This window comes from Glycomyces terrestris, from assembly GCF_003933745.1.
Taxonomy (GTDB): Bacteria; Actinomycetota; Actinomycetes; order Mycobacteriales; family Micromonosporaceae; genus Glycomyces; species Glycomyces terrestris.
This window is the reverse complement of sequence record NZ_RSEB01000001.1, coordinates 827,894-846,121: the sequence shown is the minus strand read 5'-3', so window position 1 is coordinate 846,121 and position 18,228 is coordinate 827,894. Positions and strand designations below refer to the sequence as shown.

Genomic DNA, 18,228 nt, shown 5'->3' with positions numbered 1-18,228 from the left:
CCGCTCACACGCGCCGGTGGCGGGTGGGGACCCCGTGGATAATGTGGGCTCGGAGGAGAAGGAAGTACGAATGCCGAAGAGCCACACCCCCGGGGTGCCCAAGCTGCTGCGCGTCCTCAACGACCAGGCCGCGCTGAAGCTCCTGCTTGAAGACGGGCCCCAGACCCGCGCCCAGCTCGCCGAGCGGACCTCGATGTCCAAGGTCACCGCCTCGCAGATGATGGAGCGCCTCCAGACCCGCGGCCTGGTCGAGGTCGTCGGGTCGAAGTCGGGCGGGCGCGGCCCCAACGCGTCGCTGTACGCGGCCGTGCCCACGTTCACGTACGTCGTCGGCGTCGAGGTCGGGCCCGTGACCACGAAGGGCGCCTGCGCGGACTTCACCGGCCGCATCGTCGGCCGCGCCGAGATCGACGTGGAGGGCTCGACGGACCCGGTCGCGGTGGTGCGGCGCGTCGTCACCGACTCCGTGGCCGACGCCGGCATCGAGATGGCGAAGGTCCAGCGGATCACCCTCGGCACGCCCGGCGTCATCGACCCCGCCAGCGGCGACATCGGCTTCTCCTGGAACCTCCCGGCCTGGCACCGCGGCCTGCGCACGGCCCTGAACGAGGAGTTCGCGCCCGCGGTCGCCATCGAGAACGACGTCAACCTGGCCACGCTCGCCGAGCAGCGCTCCGGCGGCGCGGGCGGCGCCGCGGACTTCGTGTACGCCTGGTTCGGCGGCGGCCTCGGCCTCGGCGTCATCCTCAACGGGCAGCTCTACCGGGGCGCCTCGGGTGCGGCCGGGGAGATCGGCTTCCTCCCGGTGCCGGGCGGCGACCTGCCGACCGGCGGCGTCGTGACGCGCCTGTCGAAGGGCTCGTACCAGCGCGTCATCGGCGGGGACGCGGTGCTCGACATCGGCGCGAAGCACGGCTTCGAGGCCACCGAGCCCGAAGAGGTGCTGACGGCGGCGCTCGCGGCCGGCGAGGCCGGCGCGGGGTGCCTGGACGAGATCGCGCGCGGGATCGCCCTCGGCATCGTCGCGGTGTGCGTGCTCCTGGACCCCACGGTCGTCGTCCTGGGCGGCCCGGTGGGCTACGCCGGGGGACTGGAGCTCGCCGGCCGCGTCGCGGCCCAGACCTCCCAGCTCGCCCCGGTCAACCCGAGCGTCGTCGCCGGCACGGTCATCGAGGAGCCCATCATGCGCGGCGCGATCCTCCACGGCCTCGACGCGGTGCGCGAGAGCCTCTTCGACTAGCGCCTCTTCGGCGGGGCCTCTGAACGCGGAACGCCGCCCCCGCCGCGATGCGGCGGGGGCGGCGTCGAACGTGTCGCTCTGGGGCCGCGCTAAGCGGCGTCCCTGCGGTGGAACGACCAGGTCGCCAAGGCGCCGAACAGGAGCACGATGCCGCCGAGGAGCAGGCCGGCGTCGCCCCAGGTGATCACCATGACGTCCGGGTTCATGCCCATGTCGCTCCAGTCGGTCAGCTCGATGCGGCCGGAGATCCACGCGATGACCCACGTGTACAGCGAGAGCCGCTCGGGGAACGGCATCGGCATCGCCATCGACGCCATCTGCACGATCAGGTCGCCGATGATGAGGTAGCCCGCGATGACGCCGCCCGCGATCGCCGTGTGGCGGCCGAGCATCGCCAGGGACGCGCCCAGCGTCGTCATCCCCAGCGCCAGCACGCCCGTGCGCAGCAGGACCTCCAGGGTCTCCTCCCACCACGGCCCGTCGAGGGTGCCGACCTCGCCGCGCACCGCGGCCGTCAGGAACAGCAGCCCGAACGCGAGCGCCGCCAGCGCGATCATCGCGACCGCGCACAGCGCGAGCGCCGCGCCGAGCTTCGCGCCCCACACCTGCATCCGGTTGGGGTGCCACACCATCAGGTTCGACATGCCGCCGCTCGACCACTCCGCGCCGATCGCCGAGGACGCCAGCATCATCATGATGAGCCCGGCGACGATCACGACCCCGAGCAGCATCGAGGGGCCCTCGGACTCGAAGTCGAACGTGTACGTCCACACGTAGTCCGAGGCCCGCGAACCGCCCACGTACGCCTCGCAGCGCTCCTGGTGGCTCAGCTCCTCGTACTCCGGGTCGGTCAGGGCCCACTCGTAGAACTCGTTGTCCTCGAAGTAGTCCTCCTCCCCGATGCAGTCGACGTAGTCCGGGTTCTCCATGTTCCAGTCGTCGGCCATCTCCTGCGCCTCGGCCAGCTCGGCCTCGCTCGGCCCCTGGCTGGAGATCGCCCAGATGAACCCCGACAGGACCACCACGCCCGCGAGCGCGAGGATGCCGAAGATGAGCGACAGGCGCCGGCGCACGATGCGCCGCAGCTCCGCTTTGAACAGGTTCACCGCTGCGCCTCCTCGGCCTCGTTCGCGACCGTGACCGGCACCTCGATCGGCGCGGCCGTCTCCGGCACCGCCACCGACTGCCCGATCTGGACCGTCTGCCCGGGCGCCGGGGCCGTGCCCGTCAGCTCCAGGAACACCGATTCCAGGTTCTTCGTCTGCGTCACCAGCTCCGACAGGTAGATCCCCGCCTCGGCCAGCGTCTGCGTCACCCACGCCGCCTCCGGCGCGCCGGTGACGACGAGCCGGTCGCGTTCCACGACCGCGCCGACGGTCGGCTTCGCCGCCGTGAGCGCCTCGGCCGCTTCGGGAAGCGACGCGGCGTCGGGGAAGCGCACGCTCAGCGACGCCCCCGAGTGCCCGGCGATGATCTCGGCCACCGAGCCGTCGACGATGCGCCGGCCCCGCGACACGATCGTCATCGAGTCGCACAGCTGCTGCACCTCGGACAGCAGGTGCGAGGACACGACGACCGTGACGCCCTGCTCGTGCGCGAGCCATTGGAGGAGCTCGCGCATGTGGTGGATGCCCGCCGGGTCGAGGCCGTTCGCGGGCTCGTCCAGGATCAGCAGCTGCGGCTGCTTCAGCAGCGCCTGCGCGACCGCAAGGCGCTGGCGCATGCCCAGCGAGTAGCCCTTCACGGACGCCTTCGCGGCGTCCCGCAGGCCCACCTGCTCCAGGACCGCCTCCACGCGGTCCTTGGGCACGCCGGCGCTCTCAGCCAGCAGCTGGAGCGTCAGGCGCCCCGAGAAGTGCTTGAAGAACTGCGGGGACTCCACGACCGCGCCGATGCGCGACACGACCTGCGGCAGGCGCTGCGGCACCTCCTCGCCGAAGATCCGCATGGTCCCGCCGTCGACGCGGATGAGCCCGAGGAGGGCCCGCAGCGTCGTCGTCTTGCCGGACCCGTTGGGGCCCAGGAACCCGTGCACCTGGCCCGCGGCGACCTCGAGGTCGAGGCCGTCCAACGCGTTGTGCGGCTGGCGGAAGCTCCTGCGATAGGTCTTCCGCAGCCCCTGTATCTCGATGATGGGGGGCATGTACTCGTTTCCAGTCTGCGGTGTCGGGCACCGGTCGGGCCGCGCGAGCGGCGGTACTAGTGAGACGTTACTTGTGAGACGCCAACCGCGCCCGCCCAGTTGCACCGCCGGCCCGCCCCGGGCCCGCGCGGCAGCCGGGCCTGCTGCCACCGGCCCGCCCGCTGCATCCCGGCGCCCGGTGCGGCGACCTCGCGCCATGCCCGCGCCGGGCCCGCGCGGCAGCAGGGCGGCCTCCACGTCGCCGTCGCCGGCCCGCCCGCTGCATCCCGGCGGCCGGTGCGGCGACCTCGCGCCATGCCCGCCCCGCGCGCCGCCCGGGGCCGAGCCGCAGCGGGCCGCGGCCGACGCCGCGCGGCCCGGGGCTCGCCCGTGTGTCCTACTCCCGCCCCGCGGCCCGCCCCCGACCGATCGTTCAGGCCGCGTGGTTTCATTGACGCGTGGCTCAGTCTGAACGCGTCCTCGACCTGTCCGGCGTCACCGTGCGACGCGGCGGCAACCAGCTCCTCGACGGCGTCGACTGGCACGTCGACGCCGACCAGCGGTGGGTCGTCCTCGGCCCCAACGGGGCGGGGAAGACGACGCTGCTCAACCTGGCGGCCGCCCGCAACCACCCCACCTCCGGCGTCGTCGAGATCCTCGGCGAGCGCCTCGGCCGCGTCGACGTGTTCGAGCTGCGCCCCCGCATCGGCCTCACCACCACCCAGGTCGCCGACGCGATCCCCAACGACGAGAAGGCCTTCGACGTCGTCCGCACCGCCGCCTGGGGCATGATGGGCCGCTGGCGCGAGGAGTACGACCCGCAGGACGACGAGCGCGCCGCCTCCCTCATGCGCTGGCTCGGCGTCGCCCAGCTCACCGACCGCCGCTTCGGCACCCTCTCCGAAGGCGAGCGCAAGCGCGTCCTCATCGCTCGCGCGCTCATGACCGACCCCGAGCTCCTGCTCCTCGACGAGCCCGCCGCCGGCCTCGACCTCGGCGCCCGCGAAGCGCTCGTCGCCACCCTCGCCGGCCTCGCCCGCGACGAGGCCGCCCCGGCCCTCGTCCTCGTCACCCACCACGTCGAGGAGATCCCGCCGGGCTTCACCCACGCCCTGGTCCTCTCCGGCGGCGGCGTCATCGCCGCCGGCCCGATCGCCGAGGCCCTCACCTCCGAGACCCTCTCCAAGGCCTTCGGCCTCCCGCTCACCCTCACCGCCAACGGCAGCCGCTTCACCGCCACCGCCGCCTAGCGCGCCCGCACGCCCGCCGCGCGCATCCCGGCTCGGCTACGCTGGCCCGGTGATCAAGCGGTGGTGGCGTGCGGCGGCCCTGACGGCCGTCGCCGCCGTCGCGCTCGTCTACCTCGCCGGGCTCGCGCGCCTCGGCGAAGCCGAGGCCGAGCAGCTCCGCGCCGTCCCCGTGCTCGCCGCCGACCCCGGCACCGAACTCGCCGCCCTGCGCGCCGCCGCGCCCGTCACCGGCGACGACCCCGCCGCCGCGCTCGACGCCGCGCTGGCCGACCCCGCCGCCGCCGCCCGCCTCGTCGCGGCCGTCCCCACCGCCGACTCCGGCGAACTCGGCGCCGCCCTGGCCGCCCTCGCCGCGGCCGACGGCGGCCTCGACCCGGTCGCGGTCGGCGAGTTCTTCGCCGGCCTCGGCCCCGAGCGGACCGCGTGGCTCTCGGTCCTCTACCCGACCGTCATCGGCGGCATGCCCGGCGCGCCGTTCGAGGCCCGCACCGCCGCGAACCGCCTGGTCCTCACCGCCGCCGCCACCGCCTCCACCGCGTACGCCGGCCCCGAGCGGCCCTGGACCGGCGACACCGCCCGGCCCGCCCGCGCCGAACTCGAGGACCTCGTCGGCTCCGGCCGCGAGTTCCTCCACCTCGACCCGTACAGCAACGCCGGCGGCGGCTCCTGGATCGAGGTCGTCGGCGACCTCGACACCGCCCGGAACGTCGCCGTCATCGTCCCCGGCGGCTCCGCGTTCCTCACCAGCCAGAACTTCGAGATCTACCACGACCGCGCCCAGTCCTTCGTCGACGCCGCCGGGGACGGCCTCGCCGTCGTCGTCTGGGCCGCGGCCTCCTGGCCCTCCGGCTGGATCCAGGAGGCGTGGGCGTCCTGGTCCCAGGTCGCCGCCCGGAGCCTCGCCGCCTTCACCCTCGACCTGCGCGCGCAGCTCGGCGACGGCGTGGCCATCACGCTCGCCGGGCACTCCTACGGCGGCGCGGTCGTCGGCACGGCCGAGACCTACGACCTCGAAGCCGACCGCATCCTCCACATCGCCTCCGCTGGCATGGGCAGCGACGTCTACGCCCCCGCCGACTACACCGAGCCGTGCCGCCCGCGCTACTCCATGACCGCCCCCGGCGATCCCATCTCGTACGTCCAGGGCCTGCCGTACGTGCCGCTCCTGGGCCACGGCGCCGACCCCGACGACTTCCCCGGGATGCGCCGCCTCGCCACCGGGAACCTCTCCGACGCCCCCGGCGCCGTCGACGACACCGGCCTCAGCCTCCACGACCTCGGCATCGCCGGGAAGCCCGTCGAAGGCGTCCACTCCCACTCCGAGGTCTTCTACCCCGAGTCCGACGCCTGGCGCAACCTCCTCGCCGTCATGACCGGCGAAGACCCCGAGCTCACCGCCGAGCAGGCCCCCGCGGACCCCGACTGCGCCTAGACCACGCAGACGCGAGGACGGGCGCGGCCCGCGCCGCGCCCGTCCTCTCACGTTCCCCTAGTCGCGCTCGAGCAGCAGCCCGAGGTGCTTCTCCACGACCGGCAGGACCTCCTCGACCGTGACGTCGCGGCCCAGCTCCTGCGAGAGGCTCGTGACGTCCGCGTCCGTGATCGCGCACGGCGCGATCCGGTCCCAGTAGGACATGTCCGGGTTGCAGTTGAGCGCGAACCCGTGCATCGTCGTCGCCCAGCGGACCCGCACGCCGATCGCGCAGATCTTCCGCTCCGGCCCCTTGTCGTCCGCCGGCAGCCACACGCCCGTACGGTCGTGCAGGCGCCCGCGCGCCGAGGTCACGCCCAGCTCGTGGCACACCGCCGAGATCATGTCCTCGACCCGCCGCACGTAGCCGACGACGTCGACCTTGTTCCGCATCTTCATGATCGGGTAGCCCACGATCTGGCCGGGACCGTGCCAGGTGATCTGGCCGCCGCGGTCGACCGTGACGACCGGGGTGCCGTCCTGCGGCAGCGCCCACGTCTCGGTGCGCCGTCCCGCGGTGTACACGCTCGGGTGCTGGAGCAGCAGCACGGTGTCGCCGATCTCGTCGTCGATCCGCCGCTGCTGGAGCTCCCGCTGGTAGTCCCACGCCTCCTGGTAGTCCATGAGGCCGCGCTTCTCTACAGTGATGCCTTCGATGACACTGATGCCGGGGGCGTCTGCGCCCGCGGTCCCCACTGGTGCGGTCATCCTTCGACCCTAGACCGCAACGCGTCCGGGCGGCCACCGGACGACGGATGCGTCACCGTGGTTCCAGCGGTGCTTCAGGCCCGTTATGCGCAGGTCGTTCTTTATGATGCCGTTACTTAATTGCCGACTAGTTGCTGCCGTCGGCCGCCCCGGTGACCGCGCGTGAGCTGTCACACTACTATTCCTAAGGTATTTAAAGCCCAATCCGCTCGCCCCGCGCCAGTCGAGGGTTCCACACGACCACAGGGATACGAATGGAAGCAACGCCGAAGGCTCCGATGGTCACCATCGCCGGAGTGAACAAGCACTTCGGAGACCTCCACGCGCTCAAGGACATCGACCTGACCGTGGACGACGGCGAGGTCGTGGTCCTCATCGGACCCTCCGGTTCCGGCAAGTCGACGCTGTGCCGGACCATCAACCGACTCGAGACCGTCGACTCCGGCACCATCACCGTGAACGGGAAGCCGCTCCCCGCCGAGGGCCGCGCGCTCGCGAACCTGCGCGCCGACGTCGGCATGGTCTTCCAGCACTTCAACCTCTTCGCGCACCTCACGGTCCTCCAGAACATCACGCTCGGACCGATCAAGGTGCGCCGTACCCCCAAGGCCAAGGCCGAGGAGCGCGCCCGCCAGCTCCTGGAGCGCGTGGGCCTGTCCGGCAAGGCCGACGCCTTCCCGTCGCAGCTCTCCGGCGGCCAGCAGCAGCGCGTGGCGATCGCCCGCGGCCTGGCCATGGACCCCAAGCTCATGATGTTCGACGAGCCGACCTCCGCGCTCGACCCCGAGATGATCAACGAGGTCCTGGACGTCATGCAGGACCTCGCCCGCGAGGGCATGACCATGGTCGTGGTGACCCACGAGATGGGCTTCGCCCGCCGCGCCGCCAACCGGGTCGTCTTCATGGCCGACGGGCAGATCGTCGAGGTCGCCCCGCCGGACCGGTTCTTCGACGACCCGCAGACCGAGCGCGCCCAGGACTTCCTGTCCAAGGTCATGACGCACTGAGACCACCCAGCACCACATTGCCGACCCCACCCATAAGGAAGGAAACAGCTATGCGCGCATTCCGCAAGGCCGCCGCCGCGATCGCCGCGGCCGGCCTGATGTCCCTGGCCGCGTGTTCCGGCGAGGCCAGCCAGGACGCCGAGGAGCAGGAGTCCCTGGAGGAGTCCGTCGGGTCCTACTCGCTCGAGCAGGCCTCCGAGATCCCCGCCGGCCTCATCCAGGACATCCAGGAGAAGGGCTACATCACCGTCGGCGTCAAGTACGACCAGCCGCTGATCGGCCAGATGAACACCGCGACCGGCGAGGTCGAGGGCTTCGACGCCGAGATGGCCCGCCTGCTCGCCACCTACATCTTCGGCGAGGTCACCGAGGGCGAGGAGGGCAACCTCCGCTTCGTCGAGACCACCTCGCAGAACCGCGAGACGTACATCAACGACGGCACGGTCGACGTGGTCATCGCGTCCTACTCGATGTACCCCGAGCGCCTGACCCAGTTCGACTTCGCCGGCCCGTACTTCCAGACCGGCCAGAACGTCATGGTCGCCGCCGACAACACCGACATCAACTCGGTGGCCGACCTGGCCGGCAAGCGCGTCTGCATCGCCGAGGGCTCCGGCTCGATCGCGAACCTCGAGGCCGAGAACCCCGAGGCCGAGATCACGCCGCTGGCCGACTACGCCGCCTGCGCCCAGGCCCTGGAGAACGGCCAGACCGACGCGGTGAGCACCGACGAGACCATCCTCTACGGCTTCACCGTCGACAAGCCGGACGCCTTCCGGGTCCTGGACTCGTCGAACATCTTCACCGACGAGCCCTACGGCATCGCGATGCCGCTCGGCGAGACCGACGCCCGCAACTTCGTCAACGACATGATCGACGAGATCCTGACGAACGGCGACTGGGAGAAGGCGTTCGACCTGACCTTCGGCGCCGCCGGCATGCCGCTGCCCGAGACCCTTCCGGCCCCCAACCGCTACTAGGTCCGCGACCGTTCGGTGAAGCGGCGGCGGCCGTGCAGACGGCCGCCGCCGCCCGCCTTATGGAGGAGTCCGCTTGTTCGACAATTTCGACCTGATGGCCGAAGCCCTGCTGGAGGGCGCCCGCGTCACCGTCGTGGTGACGCTCGCCAGTTACGCGATCGCCCTGGCGATCGGCATGGTCCTGGTGGTCATGCACGTCAGCCCCGCCGCCCCCGCCCGCTGGGCCGCGAACGCCTACACGCAGCTGTTCCGCAACGTGCCGCTGCTGGCGGTCCTGTTCGTCATGTACTTCGGCCTGCCGTCGATCGGCATCGAGACCACCAGCTGGGGCGTCGGCCTCATCGGCCTCGGCATGTACACCGGCGCGTTCGTGGGCGAGACGCTGCGCAGCGGCATCAACTCGATCCCCCTCGGGCAGGCCGAGGCGGCCCGCTCGATCGGCCTCACCTTCGGGCAGTCGCTCGCGAACGTGATCCTCCCGCAGGCGTTCCGGGCCGTCATCCCGCCGCTCGGCTCGCTCCTGATCGCCCTGGTCAAGAACAGCGCGCTGGTGCTCGCGGTCGGCGTCACCGAGCTCACCGCCATGTCCCGCCGGCTCATCGAGGACGACCAGTCCCGGTTCGACCTGTGGGGCGTCGTCATCGGCGTGACCGTCAGCTACCTGCTGATCGCGTTCGTCCTCAGCTACCTCGTCCGGCTCGCCGAGCGGCGCGCCGCGTTCGTCCGATGAAGGCGGGTGACTCATGACCAGACAGAACGAGAGCACGGTCCTGTTCGACGCGCTCGGCCCCAAGGGCAGGCAGCGCTCGCTGATCGCGTCGGTCGTCTCCGGCGTCGTCATCGTCGGCCTCCTCGCTTGGGCCGCAGCCGGACTCGCTTCGAACAACTTCTTCGAGGCGTCCCGGTGGATCAACCCCCTCGACGCGCTCGTCGTCGAGACCACCTGGATCCCCGCGATCCTCGACACCCTGCTCGCCTTCGCGCTCGGCTCGCTCCTGGCGATCGTCCTCGGCGTCGTCATCGGCTTCGGGCGCATCTCGCGGTTCCTGCCCACCCGGGCGGCCTCCACCGTGTACGTGCAGTTCTTCCGCTCGCTGCCGCTGGTGCTGCTCATCTGGATCTCCTTCACCATCGACGGGTACTTCGGCTTCACCGCCGACACCCTCGGCTGGAGCGGCGACGCCCGCCGCCTCACGTTCCTGGTGCTGGGCCTGGGCATCTACAACGGCGCGATCCTCGCCGAGATCCTCCGCGCCGGCGTCGCGGCCCTCCCGCCGGGCCAGGCCATGGCCGGGTACGCGGTCGGCCTCAGCCACGGCCAGGTGCAGCGCCTCATCGTGCTGCCCCAGGTGCTGCGGAACATGCTCCCGGCGGTCCTCGCCCAGCTGGTCATCCTCCTCAAGGACACCTCGCTCGGCTACGTGATCACCTACCCGGAGCTGCTGCACTCGGCCAACATCATCGGCCGCGACTACGGCAACTCCTTCCTCCAGGCGCTCGTCATCGCCGCGCTCATCTACTTCGTGCTGGCCTACGCCCTCTCGAAGGTCGTGGTGTACGCCGAACGGCGCCTGCGCAAGAAGACCGCCGCGCCCAAGGCCGCGGCCCAGATCGAGGCCGGGGTCACCTCCGGCCAGTCGGTCGGCATCTGAAGCACCCGCCCCAGGGGCCCCGCCAGCACCGCTGGCGGGGCCCCTTTGCATATGAGCGCCAATCGGTTTCGCGGTTTGCTACCCTCCTCTTGAAATCAACAACCATTTTCAATTGGTGGGGGATCCGGAACCATGAAACTCGCCTTCGTCGGCAAGGGCGGCTCGGGCAAGACCACGATGGCCTCGCTGTTCGCGCGGCGCGCGGCCGCGCTCGGCCACCCCGTGATGGCCGTCGACGCCGACATCAACCAGCACCTGGCGGCCGCGCTCGGCCTCGACGCCGAGGCCGCCGCGATGCGCCCGGTGCTGGGGGAGCACCTGGCCGACCTCAAGGACCACCTGCGCGGGACCAACCCGCTCGTGCCCTCGGCCGACCTCATGCTCAAGACCACGCCGCCCGGCCCCGGCTCGCGCCTGGTCACCGTGCACGAGACGGGCCCGCTGTTCGAACGCCTCTTCACCGAGCACGACGGCATCCGCTTCGCCGCCACCGGCGGCTTCGTCGACGACGACCTCGGCGTCGCCTGCTACCACTCCAAGGTCGGCGCCGTCGAGCTCCTCCTCAACCACCTCGTCGACCGGCGCGACGAGTTCGTCGTGGTCGACATGGTCGCCGGCGCCGAGGCCTTCGCCTCCGGGATGTTCACCCGCTTCGACCACACCTTCCTGGTGTGCGAGCCGACCCTGCGCTCCGTCGGCGTCTACAAGCAGTACCTCGGCTACGCCGAGGACTACGACGTGCGGATCTCCGTGATCGGCAACAAGATCGACGACGAGGACGACGTCGCGTTCCTGCGCGAGCACGTGGGCGACGCCCTCCTGGGCTGGTGCTCGCGCTCGAAGTACGTCAAGGCCGCCGAACGCGGCACCGTCGGCCCCGTGGCCGACCTCGAACCCGAGAACCTCGCCGTCGTCGACGCCGCCCGCGAGCGCGCCGTGGCCGGCGGCAAGGACTGGGCCAAGTTCACCCGCCAGGCCCACGAGTTCCACCGCAAGGCCGCCCTCGCCTGGGGCAACGACCGCGCCGGCGTCGACCTCGCCGACCAGATCGTGCCCGGGTACGTCCTCGGCGAGCACCTCCTGAACGCCCCCGTCCACTAGCGCCGCACCGGCCCGTTCTGGACGCTCGGGGCCCCTGGACTCGTCTGCGTCGACTACCCGACAGCGGACGGTGACCGCCGCCAGCACAATGAACCGATTCGAACCGAGAGGAGTACGCATGTCCCTTGACGTCTCTGAAGACCTGCTCGCCAAGGCCGAAGCCGGGGAGGTGACCGACGCCGAGTTCCTGGACTGCATCAAGCAGTCGCTGCCGTTCGCCTGGGACCTCTTCGCCAAGGTCGCCGACGACCTGAAGCACGGGGTCGTGTCGTCCACGGGGTCCACCCAGTTCGCGGACAACACCACGCCGCCGCCGGACGAGCAGGCCCGCGGCCAGCTCCTGCGGGCCCTCGCCTCGGACTCGATGCGGGGCGCGCTGGAGCGCCACCACGGCGTCAAGTTCGCCTTCCAGAACTGCCACCGGATCGCGGCCTTCCCGCTCTCCGAGGTCGACTCGGAGACCTACCGCAAGTTCACCTCGCCGCGCGGGCAGCTGCTCAACCAGTCGCCGGAGCTGCGCGACTGCTGACGCGGCGCGCAGGGCACGCACCACCGAAGGGCCGCTCGGACAACGGCGTCCGGCCGGCCCTTCGGGCCGTCTACTCCTCGGCCGGCGCCGGGCCGTAGTGCCCCGGCCTGCGGGTGATGAGGAAGTCCCGCACCAGCTCCTCGCCCTGCTTCACCAGCGGACGCAGGATCTTCAGGCGCGAGAGCGCCACCACGCGGGCCGCCAGCGGCGCCGTGCGCCGCGCCAGCTCCCGCGACTTCTCCTGCCCCGGCGAGGCGTCGTACACCCAGTGCAGGACCACCACCATCTGGTGCAGCCACAGCATCTCCGGCAGGATGTCGGCCATGTCCTTGGGCACCTTGGTCTTCGAGCCCTCCAGGACCTCGCGGTAGAGCGCGATGTCGCGGTCGCGGCTCTCGCCGGAGTCCTCCGAGAACGGGCTGAGCGGGCTCGCCGGGTCGGCGGCGTTCCGGAAGAACTGCACCGCGAACGCGTGGTAGGGCCCGGCGATGTCGAGCCAGGCCAGGAGCGCCGCCTCGATCCGCTCCGCCAGGGTCTCCTTGCCCTCCAGCATCGTCGGCGTGAGCTCGGCGTGCCGCATCGTCGCCTGCTCGTAGAAGCCCTGGATCAGGTGCTCCTTGGACTTGAAGTAGTAGTAGGCGTTCCCGACCGAGACGCCGGCCTCGGCCGCGATCGCCCGCATCGTCGTCTTGTCGTAGCCGCGCTCGGCGAACATCTCGAGCGCGGTGTCGATGATGCGCTGACGCGTCCGCTCGCCCTTGCTGGCGGGGCGGGCGGACGCGTCGGAGTCGTCGGGTGCGGTGCTCACAGAGGCGATCCTACTGCGGATGCGGGCCGTACCCCTGGGGCCGCGGGCGCGGGGGCTCCATCGCGGCGAGGGCGCGGGCGTCGACCACCCGGCCGCGGCGGCGGAAGCCGTTGAGGACGACGACGTTGAGGACGTGCAGGATGCCGAGGACCAGGAGCACGGCGCCGATCTTGACGGCGACGGTCTCGAAGACCTCCCTGGCGGTGCCGATCTCCTCGCCGGTGCGCAGCCACAGCGCCACGAAGCCGAAGTTGAGGAGGTAGAAGCCGACCTGGAGGAGCCGGTTGACGGCCCGGGCGAGCTGCTCGTCCCCGTCGAAGACGTCCTTGATGAAGTGGAAGCCGTTGGCGCCCAGGGTGCGGGCGACCCAGACGGTGAGCGGGACGGCGACCAGGAGGTAGGCGGTGTAGGCGACGACCGTCATGTCCATGACAGTGCTCCGTTCGTTGGGGGAGTTCCTGAGTTGAACATGTTCAACTCTTATGCTCAACGTACGCAGTTTCTTGAACATGTTCAAGACTGCGGCGGGAAATATGGCCGACGCCACCGCGCCCGCCGCACGGTAGTCTGGCCGCGTGACTGTTGCGGTGCGTGTGATCCCCTGCCTGGACGTGGACGCGGGGCGGGTCGTCAAGGGCGTGAACTTCGAGAACCTGCGCGACGCGGGCGACCCGGTCGAGCTCGCCGCGGCCTACGACGCGGCCGGCGCCGACGAGCTCACCTTCCTCGACGTCACCGCCTCCAGCGACGACCGCGGGACCATGATGGACGTCGTGGCGCGCACCGCCGAGCAGGTCTTCATCCCGCTGACCGTCGGCGGCGGCGTGCGCACCGCCGACGACGTGGACCGGCTGCTGCGCGCCGGCGCCGACAAGGTCGGCGTGAACACCGCCGCGATCGCGCGGCCCGAGGTCATCGCCGAGATCGCCGACCGCTTCGGCAACCAGGTCCTGGTGCTCTCCGCCGACGTCGCCTCCGGTGCCGGGACCGACTCGGGCTGGGAGGTCACGACCCACGGCGGGCGGCGGCGCACCGGCATCGACGCGGTCGCGTGGTGCGCGCGGGCCGCGGAGCTCGGCGCGGGGGAGATCCTCCTCAACTCGATCGACGCCGACGGCACCAAGGCCGGCTTCGACCTCCCGCTCATCGCCGCGGTGCGGGCCGCGGTCGACGTGCCGCTCATCGCCTCCGGCGGCGCCGGCGCGGCCGCGCACTTCCCGCCCGCGGTCGACGCGGGCGCCGACGCGGTCCTCGCCGCCTCGATCTTCCACTTCGGCGACGTCGCCATCGGCGAGGTCAAGCTCGAACTCAAGCGCGCCGGCCACCCGGTCCGCTGAGGCGGAGCCGGATCCGGTTCTGCGAGAAGCGGACCGGGACGCGGCCCCGCCGGGCACGCGGCTTCGCGGGCACACCGCCCCGCCGCCCGTCGCGATCCGCGATCCCGCCGCGCAGCCGGGCACGCGGCGCCGCCGTGCCTGTGATCATGGCAACGGCCGTGTCCCCCTTCGGGTGACACCTTCGTCCGGGGGCGGGGTTTTCGTCGGTCCCGTCGGCAAGGATCGCGCCTACGGTTCCCCTCTGGGTGGGTGGGGGCTTGGGATGGCAATACGGCCTTCAGCTCTCAATGGGGTTGGCGAGTGTCGGCGGCGCGAGGCATGATTGCAAGCGGCCGCTTGCCGAGCGGCTAGGAACCTGCCCGGAGCCACCCACCCACCGGAGACCTGATGACGCTGCCCACCGGCGCCGCCGCCGACCCCGACGACCTCGCCGCAGGCGCCGACGAGCACCTCCTCGGACGGGGCCTGCGGAACATCGGCGACATGATCCGGATCAAACCCAAGCCCTTCGCCGTCGGCGCGGCCGGCGCCATGATCAACACCGGCATGACCCTCCTGCTCTCCTACGTCATCGGCTGGGTCGTCGCCGGGATCGCCGTCCCCGCCTACGAGAGCGGCGAGGTCGCCCTCGGCACCGTCCTCCTCGGCGTCGCCGCCCTCCTCGGCACCTCGATCATCCGCTTCTCCTCCATGTGCGCCAGGCGCATCGGCGCCGGCGTCATGCAATTCGGCGTCCAGGCCGAGTGGCGCCGCCGGATCACCCGCCGCTACCTCGCCCTCCCCGTCTCCTGGCACCAGAAGCACCCCACCGGGACCCTGCTCTCCAACGCGAACGCCGACGTCGAGGCCGCCACCCGCCCCCTCGCGCCGCTGCCGTTCGCCTGCGGCACCCTCTTCATGGTCGTCGTCGCCATGATCGCGTTCTTCACCATCGACTGGGCCATCGCGCTCGTCGCCCTCGGCATGTTCCCGGCCCTGTTCGCCCTCAACGCCGTCTTCGCCACCAGGATGGCCCCGCGCGCCAAGCGCGCCCAGGAGCTGCGCGCCGAGGTCTCCGCCGTCGGCCACGAGTCCTTCGACGGCGCGCTGGTCGTCAAGGCCATGGGCCGCGAGGCCGCCGAGACCGAGCGGTTCAGCGCCTCCGCCACCGAACTGCGCGACGCCATGATCGGCGTCGGGCGCCTGCGCGCCGCGTTCGAGCCCGCGATCTCCGGCCTCCCCGAGATCGCCGTCCTCGTCGCGCTCCTCGTCGGCCTCGCCCGCTTCGAGGCCGGCGCGATCGACCTCGAGCAGCTCGTCACCGTCTCCTTCATGTTCTCCGTCCTCGCGTTCCCCGTGCGCGCCATCGGCTGGGTCCTCGGCGACCTGCCCGCCTCCGTCGTCGGCCGCGCCCGCGTCGACCACGTCCTCTCCGCCACCGGCGACATGGCCTACGGCTACGAGGAGCTCCCGCCGAGCACCGCCCCCGCCCGACTCGAGTTCGACGCCGTCGCCTACGCCTACCCCGACGGACACGAAGCCCTCCGCGAGGTCACCTTCAGCGTCGAGCCCGGCACCACCGTCGCCCTCGTCGGCGCCACCGGCTCCGGCAAGTCCACCCTCGCCCACCTCGCCGCCCGCCTCATCGACCCCACCCGCGGCACCGTCCGCCTCGACGGGTTCGACGTGCGCGACCTCGACCACGCCAGCCTCGCCCGCACCACCGCGCTCGTCCAGCAGATCCCGTTCGTCTTCGACGACACCGTCCGCGCCAACCTCGCCCTCGGCCGCCCCGGCCTCGACGACGAGCGCCTCTGGGACGCCCTCGTCGCCGCCGGCGCCGAGAAGTTCGTCCTCAACCTCGACGACGGCCTCGACACCGAAGTGGGCGAACGCGGCACCAGCCTCTCCGGCGGCCAGCGCCAGCGCCTCACCCTCGCCCGCGCCCTCGCCGGCGACCCCCGCCTCCTCGTCCTCGACGACGCCACCAGCGCCGTCGACCCGAAGGTCGAGTCCCAGATCCTCGCCGGACTGAAGGACTCCTCCGACGCCGCGAGCGTCCTCGTGGTCGCCTACCGGCGCGCCACGATCGCCCTCGCCGACGAGGTCGTCTTCCTCGAAGGCGGCCGCATCACCGCCCGCGGCCCGCACGCCGAGCTGCTGCGCACCCACCAGCCCTACGCCGACCTCGTCACCGCCTACGAGCGGGCCGAGGCCGAGCGCGAGTTCGACACCGAGTTCAACGACGAGGAGGGCGCGGCGTGACCGCCCAGGAGACCCCCAGCCAGCCCGGCCCGTGGGAGACCGTCAAGCGCGGCCTCCAGCTCTCGCCCGAACTGCGCGCAGGACTCGGCTTCACCGTGTTCCTCGCCGCCGTCGCCGCCCTCGGCCGCCTGGTCGTCCCCGTGGGCGCGCAGAAGATCCTCGACGACGGCCTCCTCGGCCCCGGCGGCCCCGACCTCGGGTACGTGTTCACCGTCGCGGCCCTCGGCACGGCGGCGCTCATCCTGACCACGCTCGCGAACTACGTCATGAACCGGCGCCTGTTCGTCGTCTCCGAGCACGCGCTCTCCGAACTGCGCCGCAAGACGTTCCGGCACATCCACGACCTGTCCATGCTGCACCAGCAGTCCGAGCGGCGCGGGGCGCTGACCGCGCGCGTCACGACCGACATCGACCAGATCAGCCAGTTCCTCCAGCAGGGCGGCATGATCCTGGTGACCTCGACGGCGCAGATCATCGTCGCGACCGTGGTGATGCTGTTCTACTCGTGGCAGCTCGCGCTCGCGGTGTGGATCGTGTTCATCCCCGTGACGTGGCTGATCAAGTGGCTTCAGAAGCACCTCGCGTCGGCGTACACGAGCGTGCGCCGCAGCGTCTCGGCGATGCTCTCGGCGGTCGCGGAGTCCGTCGTCGGCGCGGGCACGGTGCGCGCGTACGGGGTCGGGGCGCGCACGAGCGAGCGCCTGGACGCCTCCATCGAGGAGCACCGGCGCGACCAGACCCGCGCGATCAGCCGCTCCGCGCTGTCGTTCGGCGCGGGCGAGCTCGTCTACCTCGGCGTCAACGCGGTCGTCGTCGTCCTGGGCGCGTTCCTGGTCGCCGGCGGCTCGATGACGGTGGGGGAGCTGACGGCGTTCCTGTTCCTCGTGGTGCTGTTCACGCAGCCGGTGGTCATCGGCACCGAGACGCTGAACGAGGCGCAGAATGCGGTCTCGGGCTGGCGGCGCGTGCTCGACATCGTCGACACCGCGCCCGACGTGGCCGACCCGGTCGACGGCGTCGAGCTGCCCGAGGGGCCCCTCGGGGTCCGCTTCGAGGGGGTCCGGTTCGCGTACCCGGGCGGCGCGGAGGTCCTGCACGGCATCGACGTCGAGATCCGCGCCCACACGAAGGTGGCCGTCGTGGGCGAGACCGGTTCGGGCAAGACCACGTTCGCGAAGCTCCTGACGCGGCTGATGGACCCGACCTCGGGCCGGGTGCTCCTCGGCGGGACGCCGCTGGACGGCGTCACGTTCGCGTCGCTGCGGCGGCGGGTCACGATGGTGCCGCAGGAGGGCTTCCTGTTCAACGGGACCCTGGCGCGGAACGTGCGGTTCGCGCGGCCCGAGCTGACCGACGCCGAGATCTACGTGGCGTTCGCCGAGCTCGGGCTCGCCGACTGGGTCGAGACGCTCCCGGCCGGGCTCGACACCGAGCTGGGCGAGGGCGGCGCGAACCTGTCGGTCGGCGAGCGGCAGCTCGTGTCCCTGGTGCGCGCGTACGTGACCGACCCGGACCTGCTCGTCCTCGACGAGGCCACGAGCGCGGTGGACCCGGCCACGGAGCTGCGCCTGTCGGCCGCGCTCGACGCCGTCACGCGCGGGCGCACCACGGTGATCATCGCGCACCGGCTCTCGACCGCGGAGACCTCCGACGAGGTCCTGGTGTTCGACGCCGGCGAGCTGGTCCAGCAGGGCCCGCACGCCGAACTCGCCGCCCAGGCCGGCTCGGTCTACGCCGGGCTCCACGGCTCCTGGGTGGAGCAGACCCGCTCGAACTAAG

The 18,228-nt window shown here is 71.8% G+C and carries 17 protein-coding genes; 12 read left to right on the top strand and 5 right to left on the bottom strand.

Features of this window, described 5'->3' with window-relative positions; translation table 11 throughout:
* Window positions 1-70: 70 nt before the first annotated feature.
* Window positions 71-1,240 carry an ROK family transcriptional regulator gene (locus EIW28_RS04050; RefSeq protein ID WP_125246400.1) on the top strand — a complete coding sequence of 390 codons (1,170 nt, stop codon included), beginning with the start codon at window positions 71-73 and terminating at the stop codon, window positions 1,238-1,240.
* 89 nt (window positions 1,241-1,329) lie between these two features.
* Here EIW28_RS04050 and EIW28_RS04045 read toward each other — a convergent pair whose 3' ends face one another.
* Both EIW28_RS04045 and EIW28_RS04040 read right to left on the bottom strand, forming a co-directional pair.
* On the bottom strand, window positions 1,330-2,346 hold the full coding sequence (locus tag EIW28_RS04045) for an ABC transporter permease subunit (RefSeq protein ID WP_125246399.1): 1,017 nt from the start codon (window positions 2,344-2,346) through the stop codon (window positions 1,330-1,332).
* Window positions 2,343-3,383 carry an ABC transporter ATP-binding protein gene (locus EIW28_RS04040; RefSeq protein ID WP_125246398.1) on the bottom strand — a complete coding sequence of 347 codons (1,041 nt, stop codon included), beginning with the start codon at window positions 3,381-3,383 and terminating at the stop codon, window positions 2,343-2,345. Before EIW28_RS04040 ends, EIW28_RS04045 begins: the two co-directional genes overlap by 4 nt.
* 437 nt (window positions 3,384-3,820) lie before the next feature.
* Here EIW28_RS04040 and EIW28_RS04035 point away from each other — a divergent pair, with 437 nt between their 5' ends.
* Both EIW28_RS04035 and EIW28_RS04030 read left to right on the top strand, forming a co-directional pair.
* Window positions 3,821-4,612: an ABC transporter ATP-binding protein gene (locus tag EIW28_RS04035; RefSeq protein WP_125246397.1), complete on the top strand. Its 792-nt coding sequence runs from the start codon at window positions 3,821-3,823 to the stop codon at window positions 4,610-4,612.
* A 49-nt stretch (window positions 4,613-4,661) separates the two neighbouring features.
* On the top strand, window positions 4,662-6,044 hold the full coding sequence (locus EIW28_RS04030; RefSeq protein ID WP_125246396.1) for an alpha/beta hydrolase: 1,383 nt from the start codon (window positions 4,662-4,664) through the stop codon (window positions 6,042-6,044).
* A gap of 57 nt (window positions 6,045-6,101) precedes the next feature.
* On the opposite strand, the gene lipB is transcribed toward EIW28_RS04030, so the two are convergent.
* Complete coding sequence (gene lipB / locus EIW28_RS04025) at window positions 6,102-6,791, bottom strand: lipoyl(octanoyl) transferase LipB (protein ID WP_125246395.1); 690 nt, start codon at window positions 6,789-6,791, stop codon at window positions 6,102-6,104.
* Between the two features lie 254 nt (window positions 6,792-7,045).
* Here lipB and EIW28_RS04020 point away from each other — a divergent pair, with 254 nt between their 5' ends.
* From EIW28_RS04020 to EIW28_RS03995, 6 genes are all read left to right on the top strand, one after another.
* Window positions 7,046-7,798 (top strand): amino acid ABC transporter ATP-binding protein, encoded by a 753-nt coding sequence (locus EIW28_RS04020; protein ID WP_125246394.1) that lies wholly within the window; start codon window positions 7,046-7,048, stop codon window positions 7,796-7,798.
* A 50-nt stretch (window positions 7,799-7,848) separates the two neighbouring features.
* The gene (locus EIW28_RS04015; protein ID WP_125246393.1) at window positions 7,849-8,778 is read left to right on the top strand and encodes a glutamate ABC transporter substrate-binding protein; all 930 of its coding nucleotides are present in this window, start codon (window positions 7,849-7,851) and stop codon (window positions 8,776-8,778) included.
* Between the two features lie 73 nt (window positions 8,779-8,851).
* The gene (locus tag EIW28_RS04010) at window positions 8,852-9,508 is read left to right on the top strand and encodes an amino acid ABC transporter permease (protein ID WP_125246392.1); all 657 of its coding nucleotides are present in this window, start codon (window positions 8,852-8,854) and stop codon (window positions 9,506-9,508) included.
* Window positions 9,509-9,521: 13 nt separating this feature from the next.
* The gene (locus EIW28_RS04005) at window positions 9,522-10,430 is read left to right on the top strand and encodes an amino acid ABC transporter permease (RefSeq protein WP_125246391.1); all 909 of its coding nucleotides are present in this window, start codon (window positions 9,522-9,524) and stop codon (window positions 10,428-10,430) included.
* 132 nt (window positions 10,431-10,562) lie between these two features.
* Window positions 10,563-11,531 carry an ATP-binding protein gene (locus EIW28_RS04000; RefSeq protein WP_125246390.1) on the top strand — a complete coding sequence of 323 codons (969 nt, stop codon included), beginning with the start codon at window positions 10,563-10,565 and terminating at the stop codon, window positions 11,529-11,531.
* Between the two features lie 118 nt (window positions 11,532-11,649).
* Window positions 11,650-12,060, top strand: a complete 411-nt coding sequence (locus EIW28_RS03995; protein WP_125246389.1) for an SCO5389 family protein — start codon at window positions 11,650-11,652, stop codon at window positions 12,058-12,060.
* A 70-nt stretch (window positions 12,061-12,130) separates the two neighbouring features.
* On the opposite strand, the gene EIW28_RS03990 is transcribed toward EIW28_RS03995, so the two are convergent.
* Together EIW28_RS03990 and EIW28_RS03985 are read right to left on the bottom strand one after the other, a co-directional pair.
* The gene (locus EIW28_RS03990; RefSeq protein ID WP_197717047.1) at window positions 12,131-12,868 is read right to left on the bottom strand and encodes a TetR/AcrR family transcriptional regulator; all 738 of its coding nucleotides are present in this window, start codon (window positions 12,866-12,868) and stop codon (window positions 12,131-12,133) included.
* Between the two features lie 10 nt (window positions 12,869-12,878).
* Window positions 12,879-13,298 carry a hypothetical protein gene (locus EIW28_RS03985; protein WP_125246387.1) on the bottom strand — a complete coding sequence of 140 codons (420 nt, stop codon included), beginning with the start codon at window positions 13,296-13,298 and terminating at the stop codon, window positions 12,879-12,881.
* Between the two features lie 145 nt (window positions 13,299-13,443).
* On the opposite strand from EIW28_RS03985, the gene hisF reads away from it, so the two are divergent.
* The 3 genes from hisF (at window position 13,444) to EIW28_RS03970 (ending at window position 18,227) form a co-directional block, all read left to right on the top strand.
* Window positions 13,444-14,205, top strand: coding sequence for an imidazole glycerol phosphate synthase subunit HisF (gene hisF / locus EIW28_RS03980; RefSeq protein WP_125246386.1), 762 nt, complete (start codon window positions 13,444-13,446; stop codon window positions 14,203-14,205).
* A gap of 483 nt (window positions 14,206-14,688) precedes the next feature.
* Window positions 14,689-16,449 (top strand): ABC transporter ATP-binding protein, encoded by a 1,761-nt coding sequence (locus EIW28_RS03975; protein WP_408612185.1) that lies wholly within the window; start codon window positions 14,689-14,691, stop codon window positions 16,447-16,449.
* Entirely contained in the window at window positions 16,446-18,227 is a 1,782-nt protein-coding gene (locus EIW28_RS03970; protein ID WP_125246384.1) for an ABC transporter ATP-binding protein, read from the top strand. The genes EIW28_RS03975 and EIW28_RS03970 overlap by 4 nt, the downstream gene beginning before the upstream one ends.
* The last annotated feature ends 1 nt before the right edge of the window (window position 18,228 follow it).

What these genes read in the sequence shown, in the direction of transcription:
- EIW28_RS04050 (WP_125246400.1), top strand. Translation starts at nt 71, where the DNA reads ATGCCGAAGAGCCACACCCCCGGGGTGCCCAAGCTGCTGCGCGTCCTC.
- EIW28_RS04040 (WP_125246398.1), bottom strand. Translation starts at nt 3,383, where the DNA reads ATGCCCCCCATCATCGAGATACAGGGGCTGCGGAAGACCTATCGCAGG.
- lipB (WP_125246395.1), bottom strand. Translation starts at nt 6,791, where the DNA reads ATGACCGCACCAGTGGGGACCGCGGGCGCAGACGCCCCCGGCATCAGT.
- EIW28_RS04020 (WP_125246394.1), top strand. Translation starts at nt 7,046, where the DNA reads ATGGAAGCAACGCCGAAGGCTCCGATGGTCACCATCGCCGGAGTGAAC.
- EIW28_RS04015 (WP_125246393.1), top strand. Translation starts at nt 7,849, where the DNA reads ATGCGCGCATTCCGCAAGGCCGCCGCCGCGATCGCCGCGGCCGGCCTG.
- EIW28_RS04005 (WP_125246391.1), top strand. Translation starts at nt 9,522, where the DNA reads ATGACCAGACAGAACGAGAGCACGGTCCTGTTCGACGCGCTCGGCCCC.
- EIW28_RS04000 (WP_125246390.1), top strand. Translation starts at nt 10,563, where the DNA reads ATGAAACTCGCCTTCGTCGGCAAGGGCGGCTCGGGCAAGACCACGATG.
- EIW28_RS03995 (WP_125246389.1), top strand. Translation starts at nt 11,650, where the DNA reads ATGTCCCTTGACGTCTCTGAAGACCTGCTCGCCAAGGCCGAAGCCGGG.
- EIW28_RS03985 (WP_125246387.1), bottom strand. Translation starts at nt 13,298, where the DNA reads ATGGACATGACGGTCGTCGCCTACACCGCCTACCTCCTGGTCGCCGTC.
- EIW28_RS03975 (WP_408612185.1), top strand. Translation starts at nt 14,689, where the DNA reads ATGATCCGGATCAAACCCAAGCCCTTCGCCGTCGGCGCGGCCGGCGCC.